The organism is Sphingomonas sediminicola (genome assembly GCF_049991885.1).
Lineage (GTDB): Bacteria > Pseudomonadota > Alphaproteobacteria > Sphingomonadales > Sphingomonadaceae > Sphingomicrobium > Sphingomicrobium sediminicola.
Map to the genome: position 1 here is coordinate 306,207 of NZ_CP178916.1, position 16,927 is coordinate 323,133.

The 16,927-nt window shown below is 63.0% G+C and carries 20 protein-coding genes; 18 read left to right on the plus strand and 2 right to left on the minus strand.

From position 1 onward, the window contains the following. Positions 1-26: 26 nt before the first annotated feature. Both ACMC5O_RS01550 and ACMC5O_RS01555 read left to right on the plus strand, forming a co-directional pair. Entirely contained in the window at positions 27-845 is an 819-nt protein-coding gene (locus ACMC5O_RS01550) for an arginyltransferase (protein WP_187707990.1), read from the plus strand. Positions 846-1,286: 441 nt separating this feature from the next. Next, entirely contained in the window at positions 1,287-1,769 is a 483-nt protein-coding gene (locus ACMC5O_RS01555) for a hypothetical protein (RefSeq protein ID WP_187707989.1), read from the plus strand. A 61-nt stretch (positions 1,770-1,830) separates the two neighbouring features. On the opposite strand, the gene ctrA is transcribed toward ACMC5O_RS01555, so the two are convergent. Then, positions 1,831-2,544: a response regulator transcription factor CtrA gene (gene ctrA, locus ACMC5O_RS01560; protein WP_187707988.1), complete on the minus strand. Its 714-nt coding sequence runs from the start codon at positions 2,542-2,544 to the stop codon at positions 1,831-1,833. Between the two features lie 174 nt (positions 2,545-2,718). Here ctrA and ACMC5O_RS01565 point away from each other — a divergent pair, with 174 nt between their 5' ends. Genes ACMC5O_RS01565 through ACMC5O_RS01575 form a run of 3 tightly spaced genes read left to right on the plus strand, consistent with a single transcriptional unit; the run spans position 2,719 to position 4,245 of the window. Beyond that, positions 2,719-3,366: an RluA family pseudouridine synthase gene (locus ACMC5O_RS01565; RefSeq protein WP_426693144.1), complete on the plus strand. Its 648-nt coding sequence runs from the start codon at positions 2,719-2,721 to the stop codon at positions 3,364-3,366. Beyond that, positions 3,356-3,766: an alternative ribosome rescue aminoacyl-tRNA hydrolase ArfB gene (arfB, locus tag ACMC5O_RS01570; RefSeq protein ID WP_246444074.1), complete on the plus strand. Its 411-nt coding sequence runs from the start codon at positions 3,356-3,358 to the stop codon at positions 3,764-3,766. Before ACMC5O_RS01565 ends, arfB begins: the two co-directional genes overlap by 11 nt. Further along, a complete protein-coding gene (locus ACMC5O_RS01575; protein ID WP_187707986.1) occupies positions 3,766-4,245 on the plus strand; it encodes a GAF domain-containing protein in 480 nt (159 codons plus the stop codon). The genes arfB and ACMC5O_RS01575 overlap by 1 nt, the downstream gene beginning before the upstream one ends. On the opposite strand, the gene ACMC5O_RS01580 is transcribed toward ACMC5O_RS01575, so the two are convergent. After that, positions 4,242-4,715: a universal stress protein gene (locus tag ACMC5O_RS01580; protein ID WP_187707985.1), complete on the minus strand. Its 474-nt coding sequence runs from the start codon at positions 4,713-4,715 to the stop codon at positions 4,242-4,244. The two genes, ACMC5O_RS01575 and ACMC5O_RS01580, sit on opposite strands and share 4 nt — an antisense overlap. A 125-nt stretch (positions 4,716-4,840) precedes the next feature. Between ACMC5O_RS01580 and ACMC5O_RS01585 the strand changes: the two genes are divergently transcribed. The 13 genes from ACMC5O_RS01585 to ACMC5O_RS01645 all read left to right on the plus strand — a co-directional run bounded on the left by ACMC5O_RS01585 (position 4,841) and on the right by ACMC5O_RS01645 (position 16,909). Then, entirely contained in the window at positions 4,841-6,151 is a 1,311-nt protein-coding gene (locus ACMC5O_RS01585) for a pyruvate dehydrogenase complex dihydrolipoamide acetyltransferase (protein WP_187707984.1), read from the plus strand. A 58-nt stretch (positions 6,152-6,209) separates the two neighbouring features. After that, entirely contained in the window at positions 6,210-6,422 is a 213-nt protein-coding gene (locus tag ACMC5O_RS01590) for a hypothetical protein (RefSeq protein ID WP_426693145.1), read from the plus strand. A 45-nt stretch (positions 6,423-6,467) separates the two neighbouring features. Then, on the plus strand, positions 6,468-6,818 hold the full coding sequence (locus ACMC5O_RS01595; RefSeq protein ID WP_187709947.1) for an acyl-CoA thioesterase: 351 nt from the start codon (positions 6,468-6,470) through the stop codon (positions 6,816-6,818). Beyond that, the gene (lpdA, locus tag ACMC5O_RS01600; protein ID WP_187707983.1) at positions 6,811-8,226 is read left to right on the plus strand and encodes a dihydrolipoyl dehydrogenase; all 1,416 of its coding nucleotides are present in this window, start codon (positions 6,811-6,813) and stop codon (positions 8,224-8,226) included. The genes ACMC5O_RS01595 and lpdA overlap by 8 nt, the downstream gene beginning before the upstream one ends. A 116-nt stretch (positions 8,227-8,342) precedes the next feature. Beyond that, positions 8,343-9,092, plus strand: a complete 750-nt coding sequence (locus tag ACMC5O_RS01605; protein ID WP_187707982.1) for a hypothetical protein — start codon at positions 8,343-8,345, stop codon at positions 9,090-9,092. Between the two features lie 37 nt (positions 9,093-9,129). Beyond that, a complete protein-coding gene (locus tag ACMC5O_RS01610) occupies positions 9,130-10,062 on the plus strand; it encodes an aminotransferase class IV (protein ID WP_187707981.1) in 933 nt (310 codons plus the stop codon). Next, positions 10,059-10,796: an HAD family hydrolase gene (locus ACMC5O_RS01615; protein WP_426693146.1), complete on the plus strand. Its 738-nt coding sequence runs from the start codon at positions 10,059-10,061 to the stop codon at positions 10,794-10,796. The genes ACMC5O_RS01610 and ACMC5O_RS01615 overlap by 4 nt, the downstream gene beginning before the upstream one ends. Then, positions 10,793-12,076, plus strand: coding sequence for a metal-dependent hydrolase family protein (locus tag ACMC5O_RS01620; protein ID WP_187707979.1), 1,284 nt, complete (start codon positions 10,793-10,795; stop codon positions 12,074-12,076). The genes ACMC5O_RS01615 and ACMC5O_RS01620 overlap by 4 nt, the downstream gene beginning before the upstream one ends. Before the next feature lie 48 nt (positions 12,077-12,124). Then, on the plus strand, positions 12,125-12,469 hold the full coding sequence (locus ACMC5O_RS01625; RefSeq protein WP_187707978.1) for a DUF3140 domain-containing protein: 345 nt from the start codon (positions 12,125-12,127) through the stop codon (positions 12,467-12,469). Positions 12,470-12,542: 73 nt separating this feature from the next. After that, on the plus strand, positions 12,543-12,947 hold the full coding sequence (locus tag ACMC5O_RS01630) for a cupin domain-containing protein (protein ID WP_187707977.1): 405 nt from the start codon (positions 12,543-12,545) through the stop codon (positions 12,945-12,947). 45 nt (positions 12,948-12,992) lie between these two features. After that, entirely contained in the window at positions 12,993-14,285 is a 1,293-nt protein-coding gene (locus ACMC5O_RS01635) for an amidohydrolase family protein (RefSeq protein WP_187707976.1), read from the plus strand. Continuing rightward, positions 14,282-15,514 carry a S41 family peptidase gene (locus tag ACMC5O_RS01640; RefSeq protein WP_187707975.1) on the plus strand — a complete coding sequence of 411 codons (1,233 nt, stop codon included), beginning with the start codon at positions 14,282-14,284 and terminating at the stop codon, positions 15,512-15,514. The genes ACMC5O_RS01635 and ACMC5O_RS01640 overlap by 4 nt, the downstream gene beginning before the upstream one ends. Positions 15,515-15,523: 9 nt before the next feature. Continuing rightward, positions 15,524-16,909: a glycoside hydrolase family 43 protein gene (locus ACMC5O_RS01645; RefSeq protein ID WP_426693147.1), complete on the plus strand. Its 1,386-nt coding sequence runs from the start codon at positions 15,524-15,526 to the stop codon at positions 16,907-16,909. The last annotated feature ends 18 nt before the right edge of the window (positions 16,910-16,927 follow it).

Genomic DNA, 16,927 nt, shown 5'->3' on the forward strand with positions numbered 1-16,927 from the left:
CGTAACCATCTGGGAGGCGAGTCCGCTTGAGCGCACCGTTCCGGTTCCCGAAGTTCTTCGTGACCAATCCGTCGCCGTGTCCGTATTTGCCGGGCAAGGTCGAGCGGAAGGTCTTTACGGAATTGTCGGGCCGCCATGCCGGCGAGCTCAACGAAGCGCTCGGGCGGATTGGATTCCGCCGCAGCCAGTCGGTCGCTTATCGTCCAAGCTGCATCGATTGCTCCGCATGCGTGTCGGTGCGCGTGCTTGCAGCGGAATTCACGCCCAATGCGACGCAGCGCAAGATGCTGCGCAAGCATGCCGATCTCGAGGTCACCGCCTGCAAGCCCTGGACGACACAGGAGCAGTACGAGTTGCTGCAGCGTTATCTGGAGATCCGTCATCCGGGTGGGGGCATGGCCGAAATGGACGAGAGCGACTTTGCCGACATGGTCGAGCAGACACCTGTCCGCACCTACCTCGTCGAATATCGCGAGCCGTCGAAGGGCGGGAGGCCTGGCAAGTTGGTCGGCGCCTGTCTGTCTGACCAGCAGGGTGACGGCCTGTCGATGATCTACAGCTTCTTTGATGTCGGACCGGGATCTCGCAAAGGCCTCGGCACGTACATTATCCTCGATCACATTATCCGCGCGGCGAGGGCGAGCCTGCCCTATGTCTATCTCGGCTACTGGGTCGAGGGGTCGCCGCGCATGGCCTACAAGACGCGCTTCCGCCCGCTCGAACGGCTGGGTCGTGACGGGTGGCGGCGGATGGAAGAGGCCGAAGCGGAAGTGGCCAATGCGCTTCCCGAGCAGCTGTCGCTCCCGATCCGCGGCGAACGCAAGCGCCTGCTGATCAACGCCTGAAGAGGGGCTCCTGATTTTCGATCTGTTAGAGTACTTCGGATTTGCTCGATCGAAAGGCTTGCGATTGTCCCGTCGATTTGTCGACGTTGGATCAGTCTTCCTCTTGTTCGGCTTAGGATTCTCGATAGCCCATTTCATCTTCGGAATACCGTTTCCGGATAAGAACACGGGTCAGCCAGTCTCGGACAGCCAATTCGTGCTTTTCAATTTGGTTTTCATCGGACTCGGATCGACCTTAGTCTTGACCGGTGTGCTTCTACGTCGCTGGTCGAAGCAGGTATGAAGAGCTGCCGCGCATCCGCGGCGAGTGCAAGCGCCTGCTGATCAACGCCTCAAATCGTCCAGAACGGACTGAACTCTCGCGCTGTTACTGCTTGGTCGAGTTAAGGTCCGTGCGCGGGGCTTTTCCGCAAGTGGCTGTTAACCCGTTCGGCCTAGTGAATGGGCCGAACCCAGGACAGGCGAGCCTCGAAGTTGAAGCGCACGGAGCCGCTGGCTCTCCACCATAGCTGGCCGATTTTCGAGCAGGCGCGCCATTTCGACCTTGGCTGCGTCCTAAGCAGCGCCGTCACTGACATCATTGAGCCGGCGCAGGTGGGAACGCTCGCGCTTCATCACGCCGGCCTCTGGGAATGCGATCTGTCCAACAACAGCCTGATCTGGTCGGGCGGGGTCTATGACATCTTCGGCCTGCCTCGTAATGCGAAGATTAGCCGCGACGAAATCGTGGCGCTCTACTGCGAAGAATCGCGAGCCGCGATGGAGCGATTGCGGGCACATGCGATCAAGCATCGCCGCGGTTTCACGCTGGATGTGGAAATCAATTCGGTAACGGATGGACGCCGTTGGATGCGGCTGGTCGGGGCGCCTGTCTGCGAAGAGGGTAGGGCGGTCCGCCTGCACGGGCTGAAGCGGATCGCCTGAATGAAAAAGGCGGAGCGCATTTTCGGCGCCCCGCCTCTTCACCCACCCCCAGGAAAGTTTGTTACGCTACCGCCGCCGCAGGCGGATCCACCTCTTCGGAGTCCGGATCGCGAAGCACGTAGCCGCGGCCCCAGACGGTCTCGATGTAGTTGGCGCCGCCGCAAGCAAGGCTCAGTTTCTTGCGGAGCTTGCAGATGAACACGTCGATGATCTTGAGTTCGGGCTCGTCCATGCCGCCGTAAAGGTGGTTCAGGAACATTTCCTTGGTCAGCGTCGTGCCCTTGCGGAGCGAAAGCAGCTCCAGCATCGCATATTCCTTGCCGGTCAGGTGCACGCGGGCACTGTCGACCTCGACCGTCTTGGCGTCGAGGTTCACGGCCAGCTTGCCGGTGCGGATGACCGATTGCGAATGGCCCTTCGAGCGGCGCACGATCGCATGAATGCGGGCGACCAGCTCATCGCGGTGGAACGGCTTGGTGACGTAGTCGTCAGCGCCGAAACCGAGCGCACGGACCTTGGAATCCATTTCGCCGATGCCCGAGAGAATCAGGACCGGGGTGCCGACCTTCGCCGTGCGGAGCTTCTTCAGCACGTCGTAGCCGTGCATGTCCGGCAGGTTCAGGTCGAGAAGGATGATGTCGTAATCATAGAGCTTGCCGAGATCGAGGCCTTCTTCCCCAAGATCGGTTGTGTAAACGTTGAAGCCTTCCGTCCCCAGCATGAGCTCAATGCTCTTGGCGGTCGTCGGCTCGTCCTCGATCAGCAGCACGCGCATCTGAATTTCCCCCCACCGTTCAGCCTGAGAGAGAGCCAAGCGTTACGCTCTCTTAACGGCCTTGAAGCGGTCATTAACCATTCGATGTCTGAAGGCAAAAGGTTAATAATGTGTAACGCGCTGGATTCCCTCGGAATCGTTGCGCAGGAGTCACAGACGGCTAAGAGGCCGTTGATGCTCGACCAGCTTATCCTTTTCATCGACGCCGAAACGATGGTGATCGACAAGCCCGCGGGCCTGCCAGTGGATACCCCACGCAGAGGGGGCGACAGCGTTGCCGGACGGCTCAATGAATTGAAGCAGGGTTTTCAACGGCCGCCGACGCCGATGCACCGGCTGGATCAGGATACGTCGGGTTGCCTGCTTCTCGCGCGTTCGCCCAAGGCACGGTCGTCACTTCAGAAGGCGTTCGAAGCACGCCAGGTCGAAAAATATTATCTCGCGGTCGTCGATGGCGAGGTCGATCAGGACGAGGGCACAATCGATCTCCCGCTCGGCAAGAAATCGAGCGAGAAGGCGGGATGGCGGATGGTCGCCGATCCCAAGGGCGATAAGGCCGTGACCAACTGGCGGAAAATCTCGGTTCGTGACGGCCACACGCTGATCGAGTTCCGGCCGGTGACGGGGCGTACCCATCAACTGCGCGTGCACGCGCGCGAGGCCTTCGGCCGGGGCATCGTCGGCGACCGCGTTTATGGCGTGCCCGGCGGGCCGATGCTTCTTCACGCGTCGCGGCTCTTCGTTCCGCGCGAGAAGAAACCGGCGATCGACGTCAGCGCGCCGCTTCCGGACTATTTCGGGGAATGGGGCAGTGAAGCCTGAGGATGTCGTCATCCCCGAAGATGCTCTGAGCGAGAGTTTCCTCGCCGCGACTGGCCCGGGCGGGCAGAACGTCAATAAGGTAGCGACGGCGGTTCAGCTCCGCGTCGACCTTTTTCGGCTTGGACTGCATCCGGATGCTTACGAGCGGCTGAAGCGGATTGCGGGCAGCAAGGTGACCGGCGCTGGCGAATTGCTGATCACGGCGCGCAAGTACCGCACGCAGGACGCCAACCGGCAGGATGCGCGCCGGCGTCTGGCGGAAATGATTGCCGCTGCCCATATCGTCCAGGCGAAGCGGAAGCCAACGCGTCCCAGCAGGGCCGCAAAGGCCCAGCGCGTCGACAAGAAGAAGCAGCGCAGCGCGGTGAAGCAGACGCGCGGAAAGGTGCAGTTCGACTGATGTACGATTTCAAGATCGAAACGGCCGACAAGACCGTCATGTACCGGGACCTGCTCTCGGCCGTCGATGGGTTGACGACCGGAGAACCGGATAGCGTCGCCAACATGGCCAATGTCGCGGCTTTGATTTGGGAGACTCTGCCCGACCTCAACTGGGCAGGATTCTACCGTAACGTCGATGGCGAACTGGTGCTCGGACCCTTCCAGGGACGCCCGGCTTGCATCCGCATTCCGTTCGGCACAGGCGTGTGCGGCGCGGCGGCTGCAACACAGGAGGTCCAGCGAGTTGAAGACGTCCACGCTTTCCCCGGCCACATTGCCTGCGATGCCGCCTCTGTAAGCGAGCTGGTCGTTCCGATCGTTCGCGACGGGAAGCTGATCGCGGTTCTCGACCTTGACAGCCCGAACCCATCACAATTCACCGAAGAGGACGAAGCGGGCTGCGTCGCGGTCTGCGACCTGCTCGCGAAGATACTTTAGCTCAGCTGTTCGAGCCGCTCGTCGTCGAGCGAGCCGGGAATGATCATAACCGGGCACGGCAGCTTGCCCGCATCGCTACCCGTGAAATGAGCGACCAGCGGCCCGGGGTTTCCGGCCGGAGCGGCTCCCAGGACGAGCGCAGCAACTTCCGTGCGCTCGCCGACATACTCCCGGACGACCTTCGTCGGTTCGCCGCTTCGGATCACGATCGAGGGTTTCAGGCCCGACTCGTCCATGATCTCGCCGACGGCGCCGCTGACGATCCCCTCGATCCGCAGTTTCTGCTCTTCCTCGATGGCTGCCTGGACTCCGCCCCACTGAACGAAATCCTGCGGCTCGACGATCGCCAGCACTTCCACGAGTCCATCGGTCTTTATCGCTCGACGCGCCGCGAACCGGAGGGCGACGCGCGCCTCCGGGCTGTCGTCGATGACGACGAGATAAGTGCGTTTGGGCTCGCTCTCCCCCATGCGGAACAAGTGCTGCGTTAATCCGTCGTTCAGCGCAAGCGGCATCGCAAACGGCTGTCGCCCACTTGACCCCGACCGCCGCATTGGCTTTGTGCCCGCGAGCCTGTCCAAGCGGAAAGACGCTCATGCCGACCGAACTCAAAATGCCCGCCCTGTCCCCGACGATGGAAGAGGGCACGCTCGCCAAATGGCTCGTGAAAGAGGGTGACGAGGTAAAGTCCGGAGACATTCTCGCCGAAATCGAGACCGACAAGGCGACGATGGAGTTCGAAGCCGTCGATGAAGGCAAGATCGCGAAGATCCTGGTTCCCGAGGGTACGGATGGCGTGAAGGTCGGCGCTCCGATCGCGATTCTGGCAGGCGAGGGCGAGGACGTTTCGGCAGCGGCTCCCAAGGCCGACACGGCTCCGGTGGAAGCTCCCAAGGCGGCAGCGCCGGCTCCCAAGCCCGATGCAACGCCAAAAAGCGCCCCCGAACAGGCACCCGTTGAGACTCCGCCACAGCCCGCAGCCGCGCCGCGCGCCGAAGGCGACCGCGTAAAGGCGTCTCCGCTGGCCCGCCGGCTTGCGCAGGCCCAGAACATCGATCTGAACGTGCTTCAGGGCACGGGCCCGGGCGGGCGCATCGTGCGTGCGGACATTGACGCCGCCGTCGGCAAGGCTCCCGCTGCGGCGCCGGCCGGGGCGCCTGCTGCCGCACCCGTGCTTGCGACCCATGCAGTGCTCCCGGGTGTCATCGAGCAGGCGATCCCGCACGAGGCGATAAAGCTTTCGAATATCCGCAAGACGATCGCTCGCCGCCTGACGGAATCGAAGCAGCAGATCCCGCACATCTACCTGACCGTGGATATCCAGCTCGATGCGCTTCTGAAGCTCCGCGGCGAACTCAACGCGGGCCTCGAAAGCCGTGGCGTAAAGCTGTCGGTCAACGACCTCCTCATCAAGGCACTCGCTCAGGCGCTGATCGAAGTGCCGGAGTGCAACGTCAGCTTCGCGGGCGACCAGCTGCTCAAGTACAGCCGCGCCGACATTTCGGTAGCCGTCTCAATCCCGGCCGGCCTGATCACGCCGATCATCGTCGGCGCCGACACCAAGAGCGTTTCCGCAATCTCGACCGAGATGAAGGACCTCGCGGGCCGGGCGAAAGAAGGCAAGCTCCAGCCGCAAGAATATCAGGGCGGCACCGCCAGCCTGTCCAACATGGGCATGTACGGCATCAAGCAGTTCGAAGCCGTCATCAATCCGCCGCAGGGCATGATCATGGCCATAGGTGCGGGCGAGAAGCGGCCCTATGTCATCAACGACAGCCTTCGGATCGCGTCGGTGATGTCTGCGACCGGGAGTTTCGATCACCGCGCCATCGACGGCGCAGATGGGGCCAAGCTGATGCAGGCCTTCAAGCGGCTGGTCGAGAACCCCTTGGGCATGCTCGCCTGACCTCCTGTTGCCGGGGCCCTAAACAGGTTAGGATGGTGATAGGTGAGGGGGCCATTTTATGAAGTGGATGACTGCACTTCTTCTCGGCGGAATCCTGGCATTCGTGCTTCCGCTTACGCTCGGCGGTCAGGAAGGTGGCTGGCTTCATAGCTGGGCGGGGTGGGGGACGGTGCGACCGATCAAGGGATCGCCCGGATTCCTGTTCTCGATCCCGCTGTTCCTAGGCTCGGCGTTGGCATTCCGGCTCTTCTTCAATTGGCACACTCGTTGATGGTTCGCATTGCCTGACCGTATTCCCGTCATCCGCGCGACGGCGATGCCGACGCACCTTAATCCCTATGGCGGCGTGTTTGGCGGATGGCTGATCAGCCAGATGGCGCTTGGCGCTGGCAGCGAGGCGTCGCGGGTCGTTCGCGGCAAAGCGGTGCTGGTTGCGGCGGAAGAGCTTCGCTTTAAGGGCGCTCCGAGCGTCGGCGACGAAGTGTCGGTGTACGTAGAGCTGGTTGAAAGCGGGCGGACATCGCTCACCTATGCGGCGGAAGCGATTTCACGCGAGCGGCACGGAGACACCGAGACGCGCGTTGCGTGGGGACGCTTCAAGTTCGTTGCGCTCGACGAGAATGACAGGCCGCGCGAAATAGCGGGACAAGAGGAAAGTAATGGCTGAATCCTACGACGTTATCGTGCTCGGCTCCGGCCCGGGCGGTTATGTGGCCGCGATCCGCACTGCCCAGCTTGGCCTCAAGACCGCGATCGTCGAGCGCGAGAACCTCGGCGGCATCTGCCTCAACTGGGGCTGCATCCCCACCAAGGCGCTGCTTCGCTCGGCGGAGATCTTCCACCAGATTCAGCATGCCGACGCCTACGGGCTCGAAGCGATCAAGGCCGGCTTCAAGATCGACAAGGTCGTCGCGCGCAGTCGTGCCGTGGCCAAGCAGCTCAATCAGGGCGTCACGCACCTGATGAAGAAGAACAAGATCGCCGTGCACATGGGCGAGGGCAAGCTCACCGGGAAAGGAAAGCTTTCCGTTACTGGCGCGGACGGCAAGGCGACGGAACTTGCCGCCAAGCACATCATCATCGCCACCGGCGCGCGAGCGCGCGATCTCCCGTTCGCGAAGGCCGACGGCAAACGCATCTGGACCTATCGCCACGCTATGACTCCGACGGAAATGCCGACCGAGCTTCTGGTCATCGGCTCCGGTGCGATCGGGATCGAGTTCGCGAGCTTCTACGTCGACCTCGGCGCCAAGGTAACGGTGGTCGAAATGCTCGACCGCATCGTTCCGGTCGAGGATGCGGAAGTCAGCGCTTTCCTCGAGAAGCAGGTCACCAAGCAGGGCATGCAGGTGCTGACGTCCGCGGGCGTCGAGAGCCTGACGCCGGACGCAAAGGGTGTCACCGCCAAGATCAAGGCCAAGGATGGCAAGGTCACGGAGCATCGGTTCAGCCATGCGATTGTCGCCGTCGGCATTGTTCCGAACACGGAGAACATCGGGCTAGAGGCACTGAACGTGAAGACGACCAAGGGACACATCGACACCGACCCTATGTGCCGCACGAACGTGCCAGGTATCTGGGCGATCGGAGATGTGACCGCTCCGCCCTGGCTCGCGCACAAGGCGAGCCATGAGGGCGTGACCGCTGCCGAGGCCATCGCCAAGGAACTCGGGAATAAGGATGCGCACCCGCATCCGACCGACCCGAAGAACATTCCGGGCTGCACCTACTGTCGCCCGCAGGTCGCATCCGTCGGCCTGACCGAAGCTGCGGCCAAGGAAAAGGGCTACGAGGTGAAGGTCGGCAAGTTCCCCTTCATCGGCAACGGCAAGGCGATCGCGCTGGGCGAGGTCGAGGGCTTCGTGAAGACGGTATTCGACGCCAAGACCGGTGAGTTGCTCGGCGCGCACATGATCGGCGCCGAGGTCACCGAGCTGATCCAGGGCTATACTGTCGGCAAGACCGCCGAGCTGGTGGAGGACGACTTCATCCAGACCGTCTTCCCACACCCGACTCTCAGCGAGATGATGCACGAAAGCGTCCTCGCCGCCTTCGGCCGCGTGATCCACATCTGAATACGGCCTTTTGGCCCGTTGATCGGTCACCTGTTTCATTTAGCTTCAACCCCGCCGAGTCAGTGCCGAAGGCGAAACGGGGGCATCTTCCTGACCGATTGGGAAGGAACGAGACCATGAAGCCGAAGTTCGTTCTATTCGCCGCCTTGCTGGCGACTACGCCATTCGTGCTGTCGCCCGCGTTTTCACAAGCCGTGATCCCGATCACCTTCGCGAGCGGCGCATCGTCGGCGGCCGTCAACGGCTCGATCAAGGGCTACCAGTTTATCGACTACCGGATAGCCGTGCGCGCGGGCCAGCAGATGAACGTGTCACTTCGCACGACCCGCGGCTCGCCATATTTCAACATTCTCGAACCCGGATCGAAGGATGCTGCGATCTACAACAGTTCGATGGGCACGCAGACTTTCAGCGGAACAACCGCCAAGAATGGCGCGTACACGATCCGCGTCTATCAGATGCGTGCCACCGCGCGGCGCGGCGAGGTCGCAAGATATCGGCTCGACGTTGCGGTCGGCGGCGGACGCCTCGGCGCGGGTCATGCCAATGCGCCGCCGCATCATCCTGGCGACGCGCTTGTCCCTGGAACTCCCTATCACGCGACGTCGCTTGTGCGCTGCCGGACAGTCCTGAATGCCGCCTTCGGCATGTGCAAGGCCGGGGTCGTCCGTCGCCCGGGATCGGCCACGCTCCATCTCGACACTCCCGACGGCGGCGAGCGCACGATCCTTTTCCGCAACGGGCGGGCCGTTTCGAGCGACGCTTCCGCGCCGTTCCGCGTCGAGCGCCGGGATGATACCAGCGTTATCCGGATCGGCGCGGTCGAGATATACGAGGTTCCGGACGCACTGCCTTTCGGCGGCTGAGGCTGGACAGCATCGCCGGGGTCGCTAGCGTCGGCGCGTGACCCAAGCGACCGGGACGCATCATTTCGTGCCAGACCCCCGCAACGCGGAGGTGCTGATCGACGTCAACGGCGCGCTCGTGCCGCGTCCACAGGCGACGGTGTCGGTCTTCGACAGCGGGTTCATGCTGGGAGACGGCGTTTGGGAAGGGTTGCGGGTCCACCAGGGTCGAATCGCGTTCCTCGATCGCCACCTCGACCGGCTCTATCGCGGGGCAAAGGCGATCGCGATGGACATCGGCGTGTCGCGCGAGGACCTGGAGCGGCGGCTGTTTGCCCTGCTCGACGCCAACAGGATGGATGGCGACGGGGTCCATATTCGCCTGATGGTGACGCGCGGCATTCGCTCGACTCCTTATCAGGACCCGCGAGTGGTCATTTCCCCGGCGACAATCGTCATCATTCCGGAGTGGAAGGAGCCGGTCCCGGAAACCGCGACGCGAATGCTGAAGCTGTTCACCGTTCACGTGCGCCGCGGCTATCCGGACGTGCAGGATCCGAAGCTCAACAGTCACAGCAAGTTGAACTGCATCACTGCCTGCATCCAGGCTGCCGAGGCGGGCGCGGATGAGGCGCTGATGCTCGATCCTCACGGCTTCGTCGCAACTTGCAATTCCACCCATTTCTTCATCGTTCGCAACGGCGAGGTGTGGACGTCGAGCGGCGACTATTGCCTCGACGGCATCACGCGCGGGCTGGTGCTGGAAGTTGCGCGAGAGGCCGGCATTCCTGCGTTCGAGCGCAACTTCTCGCTGACCGACGTTTATGGCGCGGACGAGGCGTTCACGACCGGCACGTTCGCGGGCGTCGCTCCAGTCGGCACCATCGACGGACGGGTGATCGGTTCCGAGCGCGGACCGATGGTCGAGCGGTTGCAGCAGCTTTACCGCAAGAAGCTCGGCCAGGACGTATCGGGACGCAATCGTCAGTGACCCGGCGCATCGCCATGTGGTCGGGCCCCCGGAACATCTCGACCGCAATGATGCGCAGCTTTTCATCCCGCCCCGATTGCTTCGTCAGCGACGAGCCCTTCTATGGCGCCTTCCTGAAAGAGTTTGGCGCGGACCATCCGATGCGCGACGCGGTAATCGCGTCGATGGAGACGGACTGGCACCGAATTGCCGAAGCGATGGCAGGCGATCCGCCCGACGATTCCCCGCTCTGGTATCAGAAGCAAATGGCGCATCACATGGTGGGACCGGTCGCGCCAGACGACATCCGCAATGTGACCCATGCTTTCCTGATCCGCGATCCACGACGCATGGTCGCGTCCTACGCCCGCAAGCGTGAAACGGTGGAGGCAAGCGATCTCGGCGTTCGTGTCGTTCGCGAGTTCTTCGACCGCGAGTCCGACAGGCTCGGGGGTCCGCCTCCGGTGGTGGATTCGGCCGATGTTCTGGCCGACCCGGCGGGCACGCTGTCGGCGCTCTGCAATGCGCTCGAAATCCCTTGGAGGGAAGCGATGTTGCACTGGTCAACTGGCCGTCACCCGGAGGACGGGGTCTGGGCGTCGCACTGGTACGGCCGTGTCGAGGCCAGCACCGGTTTCGAGGGCGAGGAAGACGCCGAACTTCCGGTGCTCGATGCCCACTTGCAAGCGGTCGCCGATGCCTGCGAAGAAGATTACCAGGCTATGGCTCGATTTCGCTTAGGGGGTTCCAGATGATCCGACGTGTCGTTCTTTCCCTCCTCGCTGCTTCTGCAGTCGTTTCCCCCGCGACGGCGGCGACGGTGATTACAGGCGAAAGGATGCTCGACGTCGAGACCGGGCGCTACGTGCCGAACCCGGCGATCTTCGTCGACGACACCGGTCACATCACGTCGATCGCCGATGCACGTACGGTGCGCTGGGGCGCCGACGTCAAGCATATCGATCTCGGCAACCGGACCCTGCTTCCCGGCCTGATCGACATGCACACGCATCTCGGGCCGGCGGACATCGGCGGCTACCGCTTCCTCGAATATACCGGAAGCTTCTGGCCGGCCGTCGCGACTAGCACCGCCCGCGACATGCTCAATGGCGGCTTCACGACCATGCGCGTGGTCGGATCGGGCGAGTGGGCGGACGTCGGTCTGAAGCAGGCCATCGAGGCCGGTTACGTCGTCGGCCCGCGCATTGTTCCGGCCGGCCATGCGCTTGGCGCCACTGGCGGCCATTGTGACGACACCTATCTCCCGCCCGAGCTCCAGAAAAAGGAGAAGGAAGAGGGCATCGGCGACAGCCCGGAGGAGCTGAAGTACCAGGTTCGCCGCCAGCGGAAGTTCGGGGCCGAGGTGATCAAGGTTTGCGCGACGGGCGGCGTCTTCTCGCGCGGCGATACGCCGGGGCAGCAGCAGCTCACCGAGGATGAGCTTCGCGCCATCGCTGACGAGGCGCATATGCAGGGCCTTCGCGTCGCCGCCCATGCGCACGGCGCCAGCGGCATCAATGCCGCGATCCGCGCCGGTATCGACACCATAGAGCACGCCAGCCTTCTCGATGACGAGAGCATCAAGCTCGCAAAGGCGCGCAAGCGGCCGGTCTGGTTCTCGATGGATATCAAGAACACCGACTACACGCAGGCAGAAGGCCGCAAGAATGGCGAGCTTGAGGAGAACATCCGCAAGGACCGCGAGATCGGGCAGGCCCAGCGCGACAATTTCCGCAAGGCTCACCAGGCCGGCGTTCGCATGATCTTCGGGTCTGATGCGGGGGTCATGCCACACGCAATGGTGGGTCAGCAGTTCGCGGTCATGGTCCAGTACGGAATGACCCCGCTCGAGGCGATCCAGGCCGCGACCAAGAATGCGTCGGAGGCCCTCGGCCGCAACGACGTCGGCGAGATCCAGGTCGGCCGCTACGGCGATATCGTGGCGGTAGACGGCGATCCGCTCCGCGATATCCGGGTCCTTGAGCGCCCGGCTGCCGTCGTGAAGGGCGGCGAACTGGTGCCTCCGGGCCACTAAGCCTTTCGTCCGTATTGAGCCGCTCCCCGCGACGAGCGTTGTGGAGGAATGGCAGAGATCGATCGCGACAAGGTCCGCAAGGACTTCGACGAAGCAGTGAACATGACCGCTTCGGAGCTGAAGAAATGGCTGGACACCAAAGAGAGCCGCGCGGTCGGCTGGAGGGCCAAGGGCGGCAAGGGAACGGGCGAAAGTGTCGGCCACGCCAGCGGCCGGCGCATTGTCGACATCCTCGGTAAGAAGAAGGTCGAGCTAAGCGACGACGACTATGCCCACATGCGAAAGGTTGTCGGTTACGTGCGCCGTCACAGGGCGCAGGAGCCCGCCAATATTGCGACCTCGCGCTGGCGCTATTCGCTCATGAACTGGGGCAACGATCCGTTGAAAAGCTGAGATGGCTGAACAACATGGCTCGGCGACGGTTGTGCGTTCTGAACGAGTATCCAGCGAACGAAGAGGGCATCTCATGAAGCGGGGTTTTTGCGACGATATCGAGCGGCTGACGGTCGACAATGAGAACTTCCGCCACGTCATTTATACCGGGCAGCATCTGCAGCTCGTGCTGATGACCCTCCAGCCGGGCGAAGAGATCGGTGAGGAAGTCCACGAGGACCGCGATCAGTTCTTCCGGGTCGAGGAAGGGCAGGGATCGGTGGACATCGACGGCCGCGAAAATCCGGTGATGGACGATTTCGCCGTGATCGTTCCCGCTGGCGCTCGCCACAACGTGCGCAACACGGGGACCGAGCCACTTCGGCTCTACACGATCTACGGCCCGCCCGAGCACAAGGACAAGATCGTCCAGCGCACGAAGGAGGACGCCGAAGCGCGTCATCACAAGGAAGAATGGGACGGGGCGACAACCGAATAGTTTCACCCCCGTTGCGTCCGGCAAAGGCGGCCTTAAGGTGCCGCCATGCTTCACCGCTTGCTGATCTCAGTCGCCCTCGCTTCGTGCACTTCCGCCGCATTCGCTGCACCGACCTACATCCATGCCGGCCGGTTGATCGCCGTTCCCGGCAAAGCGCCGCTCGGGCCGTCGACGATCGTCGTCGACAATGGCCGGATCGTGGAGGTGCGCCACGGTCATGTTCCCGCGCCGGCCGGGGCGACGACGATCGAACTTGGTGACAAGACCGTCCTTCCCGGTCTGATCGACAGCCACGTTCATCTGGTCAGCGACAGGGGCGGGGAGCAGGCGCTCCTGGCCGAGGTTCGCGACGACATGCCCCTGCATGCGCTCGAAACCCAAATGAACGGCATGAAGACGCTTCGGGCCGGCTTCACCACCGTCCGCAATCTCGGGGACGATCATGGCGATACGCTGGCGCTTCGTGAAGCGGTGAAGCGCGGCTGGGTACAGGGACCGCGCATCGTGGATGCGGCTCAGTCGATTTCGACCACCGGCGGGCACATGGACGGCCGCGGATCGCTGAACGACGACCTTGTCGCACATTGGAATCCGAGCCCCGAAAACCTCTGTGACAGCGTCGAAAGCTGCCGCCGCGTCGTTCGCCGTCAGATCGACCGCGGAGCGGACGTCATAAAGTTCGCGACCACCGGCGGCGTGAACAGCGGCACCGGCCTTGCCACGCGCATGTTCGATGACGAGGCCAAGGCGCTCGTCCAGACCGCTCATGCTTACGGCCGGAAGGTCGCCGTGCACGCGCATGGTGCCGACGGCATCAAGCTCGCACTACGTGCCGGAGCAGACTCGATCGAGCATGGCACGGTAATGGACGACGAGATCATCAAGCTCTTCAAGCAGGCCGGCGCTTATTACGTGCCGACGCTGTCGACGGTTAACGGCTATATCGATCGGCTCACCAAGGACCCGAACGCCTACACCGGCGCGGTGAAGCAGCAGATCGAGTGGCGGATCGGAATCACCGGTCAATCGGTGAAGAAGGCCTATCCGGCGGGCGTGAAGATCGCCTTTGGGACCGATGCCGGTGTTTCCAAGCACGGCAAGAATGCCGACGAATTCGAGATGCTGGTGAAGTTCGGAATGCCGCCGGTCGAGGCTATCAAGGCGGCGACGGTGAACGCCGCCGATCTACTGGGACTGTCGAACGAAGTGGGCACGGTCGAACCAGGCAAATCAGCCGATATCATCGCCGTGGCAGGCGATCCGCTGACCGACGTGACGGTCCTGAAGAATGTCGCGTTCGTGATGGCGCGCGGCGACGTCGTGAAGAACCAGCAATGACCTTCGCTCTTACGCGCCGGACGGCGATCGCGTCCGGGCTCGCCGCAATTGCGGCGCCCGCCATTGCGATTGAGCCGCCCAGGGACATAACCCTCCAGCAGGACTTCGACGAGCTGTGGGAGACGCTGCGCGATCGGTATGCTTTCTTCGGCGATAAGGCGACGGATTGGGACCGGGTCCGCGCAATCTATCAGCCACGGTTGGCGGCAGTCGGCGACGACGAGGAAAAGTGGAACCGCCTGCTTCTCGCCATCACGGATGAGCTATACGATGGGCACACGCATTTTTCCTCGCCGGTGCCCGGACTTCCGCGCTGGCCGCTGTCCGACGTTTTCGTTGGTGAGACGCCGGCGGGTGTCGAGGTTCGTGCGATCCGGGATGGCTCGGCCGCGATGGATTCGGGCATCGGGATCGGCGACGTCGTTCTTGCGATCGACGGCGTGCCGTTCGCCCAGGCCGCTGCTGCGCGAATGCCGCGAGCGCTTGCGCGGCCTGATCCCGAGGCGCGCCGATTTGCAATCAACGCGGCGGTCGGCGGCAATCGCGATCGTGCCCGCAAGCTTCGGCTGCGCTCCAAGGACGGCAGCGTGCGCGACCTCCTCCTGCCGTTTAAGCCTTTTGCGGACCGGGCGTCGATCAATCACCGGAAGCTCGACGAGGGTTTCGGCTATATCGCGATCACGTCGTTCGGCGACAGTGAAGCGCCGAAAGCGTTCGATGCTGCGCTCGAGCAGTTGAAGGACACTCCTGGCCTCATCATCGACGCGCGCGACAATGGCGGTGGCGACACGGCAGTAGCCCGGCCGATCATGGGCCGTTTCATAAAGGAACGTCGTCCCTATGCACTGATGCGGCGTCGAAGCGGACAGGGCTTCGGCTTGACTGACCCATGGACCGAATATGTCGATCCGCAGGGGCCTTTCACTTACGAAAAGCCGGTCGTCGTGCTCCAGAACCATTGGAGCGCGAGCATGGCTGAGGGCTTTCCGATGGGCATGAAGGGCATCCGTCGGGCAGTGACAGTCGGGACCGAGACGATGGGACTTGGAGCGGCGGTCTTTCCGCTGCGGCTCGACCGCACGGGCATCTCGATCAACTACAGCGCGGAGCCGGTTTACGACGTGAAGGACAATCCGCGCTGGAAGCTGAAGCCGGATATTCCGACGACGCCCGGCGCGGACATCCTCGCGGCGGGAGTTAAGGAGCTTAAGCGTCTCGCCAGCCGTTGATTGGCGTCCATGGGCTCAATTCCAATATTCGACGTCCAGGCAACCGCAGACGGCGAAGCGACCGATCTGGCCGTGCGCGAAGGCGATGGCCCGGATCGCTGTTACCGAATTGCCGGCGGTGAGCAGGCGGATTACGCGCGCTTCTTTGCCGAGCTTGCCGCCGACTTTGGAACGAGGGCGCCGGTGTCTTCCGAGGCTCCGCGAGCCGCGCCGACAGGCGTGCCGTGGAAGGCGCTGATCTCGGAAAATCTAAGCGAGCTTACGAGGGCTGGTTATGGCGACCCGGCTGTCCTGAAGGTCGATGACGGCTGGATCCTGACAGCGACGTCGAACGATGCACTGGACGCCTTCCCGATCCTCCATTCCCGAGATCTCGAGAATTGGGATCATGACGGCTTCGTGTTTCCCGAAGGCAAGGCTCCCGCATGGGCACGGCATGGCAAACGCACGGGAGATTTCTGGGCACCTGAAATAGCCAAGATCGGGGACGAATATTGGCTCGTCTACACCGCCCGCGACCAGAGCGGGGCGCTCGCGATCGGCCTGGCACGCGCCGCTTCGCCCTTTGGACCGTGGTCCGACAATGGCTCGCCGATGGTTACCGGCGGCAAGATGCTTACGCCGGGCGGTCCGGCGAGCGGCGGTGTGATCGACTCCCACATCTTCGTCGATGATGACGGCGCGCCCCTCCTTTTCTGGAAGAACGACACGAACGGTCTTTGGCCGCGACCCCTCGCCGGGTTGCTGCGCGAGCATCCCGATCTCGTCGAGACACTGTTCGAAAGCGATCGCGACCGCCGGACCGCCGCCTTTGCCGCTGCGATCCAGCCGTGGGCCAATACCCGCCGATCGATGGAGCGCTTCTTCTGGATGCAGCCGCTGATCGAGGCTGCGCTCGACAATTGGTCGCGCGTGAAGCCCGCGCTCATCGAGTTCGGACAGGCGAGCGATATCGTCGAGGCGATGCGGACGCCGATCCACGCGCGGAGGCTAGCTGCGGACGGCCGATCATTCACGGGTGAGGAGCAGGTTGTTCTTGCCAATGACCTCGATTGGGAAGGGCACCTGATCGAGGGGCCGTTCGTCACGAAGCAGAACGGCCGTTACTGGATGTTCTATGCCGGAAATGACTTCTCGACGCCGGCCTATGGCATCGGGGTGGCGGTCGCCGACCATCCGCTTGGCCCATACGTCAAGCGAGCTGAGCCGCTGCTGAAGTCAAACAGCCTGTGGTGGGCGCCGGGCCATGCCTCTGTTGCGCCGGGCATGGAGGGGAAGCCGCAGTTGTTTTTCCACGCCTTCTTCCCGGGGAATTCGGGCTACAATGCATTCAGGGCGCTGTTGACCGTCGGGCTGGAGTTTGGCCGCGACGAAGTGACCCTGAGAGAGATTTGAGAGGGTGGGCGCGGCTCG

Excerpts from the sequence above, each read along its gene's own strand:
- ACMC5O_RS01640 (WP_187707975.1), top strand. The coding sequence starts at position 14,282 with ATGACCTTCGCTCTTACGCGCCGGACGGCGATCGCGTCCGGGCTCGCC.
- ACMC5O_RS01625 (WP_187707978.1), top strand. The coding sequence starts at position 12,125 with ATGGCAGAGATCGATCGCGACAAGGTCCGCAAGGACTTCGACGAAGCA.
- ACMC5O_RS01580 (WP_187707985.1), bottom strand. The coding sequence starts at position 4,715 with ATGGGGGAGAGCGAGCCCAAACGCACTTATCTCGTCGTCATCGACGAC.
- ACMC5O_RS01635 (WP_187707976.1), top strand. The coding sequence starts at position 12,993 with ATGCTTCACCGCTTGCTGATCTCAGTCGCCCTCGCTTCGTGCACTTCC.
- ACMC5O_RS01605 (WP_187707982.1), top strand. The coding sequence starts at position 8,343 with ATGAAGCCGAAGTTCGTTCTATTCGCCGCCTTGCTGGCGACTACGCCA.
- ACMC5O_RS01590 (WP_426693145.1), top strand. The coding sequence starts at position 6,210 with ATGAAGTGGATGACTGCACTTCTTCTCGGCGGAATCCTGGCATTCGTG.
- ACMC5O_RS01565 (WP_426693144.1), top strand. The coding sequence starts at position 2,719 with ATGCTCGACCAGCTTATCCTTTTCATCGACGCCGAAACGATGGTGATC.
- ACMC5O_RS01585 (WP_187707984.1), top strand. The coding sequence starts at position 4,841 with ATGCCGACCGAACTCAAAATGCCCGCCCTGTCCCCGACGATGGAAGAG.
- ACMC5O_RS01630 (WP_187707977.1), top strand. The coding sequence starts at position 12,543 with ATGAAGCGGGGTTTTTGCGACGATATCGAGCGGCTGACGGTCGACAAT.
- ACMC5O_RS01575 (WP_187707986.1), top strand. The coding sequence starts at position 3,766 with ATGTACGATTTCAAGATCGAAACGGCCGACAAGACCGTCATGTACCGG.
- ACMC5O_RS01595 (WP_187709947.1), top strand. The coding sequence starts at position 6,468 with ATGCCGACGCACCTTAATCCCTATGGCGGCGTGTTTGGCGGATGGCTG.
- ACMC5O_RS01645 (WP_426693147.1), top strand. The coding sequence starts at position 15,524 with ATGGGCTCAATTCCAATATTCGACGTCCAGGCAACCGCAGACGGCGAA.
- lpdA (WP_187707983.1), top strand. The coding sequence starts at position 6,811 with ATGGCTGAATCCTACGACGTTATCGTGCTCGGCTCCGGCCCGGGCGGT.
- ctrA (WP_187707988.1), bottom strand. The coding sequence starts at position 2,544 with ATGCGCGTGCTGCTGATCGAGGACGAGCCGACGACCGCCAAGAGCATT.
- ACMC5O_RS01555 (WP_187707989.1), top strand. The coding sequence starts at position 1,287 with ATGGGCCGAACCCAGGACAGGCGAGCCTCGAAGTTGAAGCGCACGGAG.
- ACMC5O_RS01620 (WP_187707979.1), top strand. The coding sequence starts at position 10,793 with ATGATCCGACGTGTCGTTCTTTCCCTCCTCGCTGCTTCTGCAGTCGTT.